General features: G+C 54.9%; 2 tRNA genes and 2 rRNA genes. All 4 read right to left on the bottom strand.

Annotation, left to right across the window (positions count from 1 at the left end):
• Positions 1–538, bottom strand: a 23S ribosomal RNA gene (locus H1S01_RS20365); the annotation flags it as partial.
• Positions 539–707: 169 nt separating this feature from the next.
• Positions 708–783, bottom strand: a tRNA-Ala gene (locus tag H1S01_RS20360).
• A gap of 5 nt (positions 784–788) precedes the next feature.
• Positions 789–865 (bottom strand) — tRNA-Ile (locus H1S01_RS20355).
• A gap of 51 nt (positions 866–916) precedes the next feature.
• Positions 917–1,033: ribosomal RNA gene (gene rrf, locus H1S01_RS20350) — 5S ribosomal RNA — on the bottom strand.
• Positions 1,034–1,036: the final 3 nt, after the last annotated feature.

Here is a 1,036-nt window from a genome sequence, read left to right as displayed (position 1 = left end):
TTTCACTCCCCTTCCGGGGTGCTTTTCACCTTTCCCTCACGGTACTGGTTCACTATCGGTCGCTGAGGAGTATTTAGCCTTGGAGGGTGGTCCCCCCGGATTCCCACGGGATTTCACGTGCCCCGCGGTACTTGGGATCCCTTCGGAATGTCTCGTCCTTTCGCCTACAGGGGTGTTACCTGCTGTGCCGGGCCTTTCCAGACCGCTTCGACTAGGATGATTCATTCGGGATGAAGGTCCCGCAACCCCGCCTCCGTAGAGACGGTTTAGGCTTTTCCCCGTTCGCTCGCCGCTACTGGGGGAATCTCGCTTGATTTCTTTTCCTCCGGGTACTTAGATGTTTCAGTTCCCCGGGTTGGCTTCACTGACCTATGGATTCAGTCAGCGATGTCCGGATATGACTCCGGACGGGTTGCCCCATTCGGGTATCCACGGGTCGATGCCTGCTTACGGCTCACCGTGGCTTTTCGCAGTTATCCGCGCCCTTCTTCGCCTCTCAGCGCCTAGGCATCCACCGTATGCCCTTACTAACTTGACCTTATTTTCAATGATGGATTGCTTTGTTCTGTTTCGTTACCTTGGTAATGGATTATCAACGTACCGAAAACATCAACGCCACAATCATCACTGCTTGCGCTTTACTTTACCTCTGTGCAGTTTTCAAGGAACAACATGCCGCCGCAAAGCAGCGGCATTATTTGCATATATGGTGGAGATGAGCGGGATCGAACCGCTGACCCCCTGCTTGCAAGGCAGGTGCTCTCCCAGCTGAGCTACACCCCCACATATGGTGGGCCTAGGTGGACTCGAACCACCGACCTTACGATTATCAGTCGTACGCTCTAGCCAGCTGAGCTATAGGCCCCTATGCACCTGACAAAGTTAACTCATCAGGTTTTTACCGGTTACCCGGTCAATCCGGCAGCGACCTACTCTCCCAGGGACCAACGTCCCAAGTACCATCGGCGCAGGAGGGCTTAACTTCCGTGTTCGGGATGGGAACGGGTGTGACCCCTCCGCCATTGCCACCAGATCA

The organism is Heliobacterium chlorum (assembly GCF_014502795.1).
Classification (GTDB): domain Bacteria; phylum Bacillota; class Desulfitobacteriia; order Heliobacteriales; family Heliobacteriaceae; genus Heliobacterium; species Heliobacterium chlorum.
Note: the sequence above shows the minus strand (reverse complement) of the source record. Positions and strands in the feature narration are given on the sequence as shown.